At 39.1% G+C, this 2483-nt stretch carries 2 protein-coding genes; both read right to left on the minus strand.

Annotated features, from left to right (window positions below):
- Positions 1-118 precede the first annotated feature (118 nt).
- Positions 119-661, minus strand: a complete 543-nt coding sequence (locus tag HOL16_03410; protein ID MBT5389742.1) for a hypothetical protein — start codon at positions 659-661, stop codon at positions 119-121.
- The gene (gene tadA / locus HOL16_03415) at positions 651-2339 is read right to left on the minus strand and encodes a Flp pilus assembly complex ATPase component TadA (protein MBT5389743.1); all 1689 of its coding nucleotides are present in this window, start codon (positions 2337-2339) and stop codon (positions 651-653) included. Before tadA ends, HOL16_03410 begins: the two co-directional genes overlap by 11 nt.
- Positions 2340-2483: the final 144 nt, after the last annotated feature.

A 2483-nucleotide genomic window follows, 5' to 3' on the forward strand; every position in this document is an offset into this window, starting at 1 on the left:
AAACAGGGGAAAATTGCGCGTGAAGACCAGAAAAACAGTTAAAATTGTGCCTTATGGATTGATCAGTGCAAAAAAATATCATTCTTATCCTTGCATCCTCCGTGAAACTTCCGCACTTTCATAATTTTGCAATTTGCTCATGAGATAACTTTTCTAGCCTTCTTCTTTCTTGAGGGCTGAGCTTTGGAAAGGCTTTTTTCAAAACCGATTCTAGATAAAATTCTTCAAAGATGCTTTCATCTAATACATATGTAGTGCGCTTATTATAAAGATAGCCCGCCCCAAACCCTATTGATAGGATAAATAAGTGGGATATAACGAGCGTCAATATATTCCTTTTAAAGTTTGAGCTTTTAACTTGTTTAAGTTGCCTGTCAGCATGAGCAATCGATTGATTCAGGCGGCTCACAGCTTCTTGTGGAATCGTTTCTATACGATCTAAAAACTCAGCCGCAACTCTCTGTGCCATTTCTTGTGACGCATTCTTAATTTCTGAGGCAATTATATTGCCTGTTTGCGAGGACATTTCCTTAAAAACATCAAAATGTGCTATAAACCTCTTTGTGATTTCATGAAGACGTTCGACGCTTGGACCTATTTTCTTAATTTCATCCTGAATTTCATCTCGTACTTGGATATATCTCTGAACATCATTTTCCATTTTCACCTCTTAGGAGTGTTTGTTTAAAACTATGCTCGCTACCAAATTTAAAGCGATTTTCTAATTCTAAAGGGTTAACGCGCTCAAAAGCTTTAGATACAGATGGAAGATTTTGATAAGGTGTTTTTATGCGAGAGATTGGGAAATTTCCAGGGAATTTCACATATGCTTCCAAATCCTTAAGGGCAGCAATTTCTGTGGGAAGAACGAGAGGAGTTGTACGTCTGAGTTGAGATAAGGATATGCCGTCTCGCATGGTGTTAGCGCCATAGGAGAGATTTTCAACTTGCTCGGTGGTCTCCGTCTCACCCAACACTCTTGAGATCCAGCTTGTAGTATTTGGATCCGTGTTTCTAAAAAATACTTTCGTATTAAATAAATCTAAAATGCTTTGGGATGTGTTCTGTCCATAAGTGCTCACCAGTTGCGAAAAACTCTGAACACCAGCAATAAGGCATCCTCCATACTTTCTGCTTTCTGCCATAGCTGTGTGGAGTGAGGGAAGTTTTTGCAGGACAGGTAACTCGTCTATAATAAACCAAATGCGTCGTTCACTATCTTCTGGTAGTGTCATAAGAGCATTTATGGCTGTATCCAACCAACAACTTAAAAGTGGGCGTAAGGTTTCACGTGTGTCAGGAGTTGCACTTAAAAATAGCCACTGTGGATCCATCTCAAGCGATGTATCCGTTATCCATTTTCTAACAGAGAATGCCCCTTCTTTTTTAAGGTATTTGAAGCATTGCAGATGATTTGCGAGCGTTGCTCGAATAGAAAGGGTCATTTTCTCGCCATCTTGATGGGTATAGGTTGCGGCTTCTGTTCCTTCGAAGAATTTGCTAAATGTTTCCATATTAGAGCGAACAAGTATGTGGTAGAGCAGTTGTGTGTCTTGCGTATGCCTCAGTTTTCGAAGTGCTGAAGAGAGAAGGGCTTTGCTTGCATTTTCCCAAAATTTATCAATGTGTGTAGATTGTGGAACAATAGCTGCTGCAAGTGTATCAAAATGAGCCTCACATAAACATTCGGCCCAGGGTGACCAACTCTTTGATCTTGAATCAAGGGGGTTTAAAAGAACGTCTTTGTTTTCTCTATAAAATTTTGAGATGAAATTACCAGTTAAATCTACAATTATGGCACGATCTTGCCTTTTTCGGATCTGTGGGAGCAAGGCATTAAGACAGTTCGTCTTCCCAGATCCTGTGGTGCCAGTGATTAAAATATGAGAGGTTTCTTTGCCCTTGATTAGGGGAAGTTTTCCAAAATTTAGGTCTGAGGCCAGGCCTCTTTTTTTAATAAGACTTTTTAGTTTTTTTGGAGAGACAATTTGAGCCCCCCTCTCGAACTTTTTTTTGGATTTCGTATAGCCTCTGAGTATAAAGAATCCAATAATTAGTAGAAGAGAAACGAGGCCACTCCATAAACCAGTTAGGAAGCATCTCAGGAATAGTGCCTCTATGTTAGATGTGCGGTTAAATCTATTAGAACTATTTTGGTCAAAAAATGAATCTATGATCCAAGCGTATAAAGTATCAAAAGAGACTTGTTGATAAACTTGAAAGGCAAAGGCACAAATCCCCACTAAGCTCGATAGTAGGATAGTAATCAAGCAAACTTGCTTAATCATACGGTATTTATGCAGGGCAAGTTGTCCTCCACGGGTGAACAAATTTAACATCTATTCCCTAGATCCGAGATAGAGAAACAAAAAAGCTCTGAGTACGAGGAAATAGCTGGAAAAGGAGAGAAAAAGGGTTACACTCTTTAGGTGAAAACGTAACCCCTTCTTAAGAAATATTATTATGAAGCTAGCATCATTTTC

The sequence above is a fragment of the Alphaproteobacteria bacterium genome, assembly GCA_018662925.1.
Lineage (GTDB): Bacteria > Pseudomonadota > Alphaproteobacteria > 16-39-46 > JABJFC01 > JABJFC01.